1 pseudogene is annotated in these 241 nt (G+C 33.2%); it reads left to right on the top strand.

What is annotated here, in order from left to right:
• Nucleotides 1-241, top strand: a pseudogene (locus SH09_RS14285) (relaxase/mobilization nuclease domain-containing protein); the annotation flags it as partial.

Here is a 241-nt window from a genome sequence, read left to right on the forward strand (position 1 = left end):
TGCCAGAAAAGTCATCAGAAATCAGATATACGTTGGCAGAACAGAACATGATAGATAAAGATAAAAGGTCATGGAAAAATGATATAAGAATGGCAGTTGAAGAAACAAAGGATAACGCAGGAGACTTTGAAGAATTTAATACTTTGCTAAAAGAAAAAGGTGTTGAAATCACGAGAGTAACGAAAAACAACGTAACGTATAGACACATTGAAGAAGATAAAAAAGTACGTGGGAATAAGTT

This window comes from Staphylococcus gallinarum, assembly GCF_000875895.1.
Taxonomy (GTDB): Bacteria; Bacillota; Bacilli; order Staphylococcales; family Staphylococcaceae; genus Staphylococcus; species Staphylococcus gallinarum.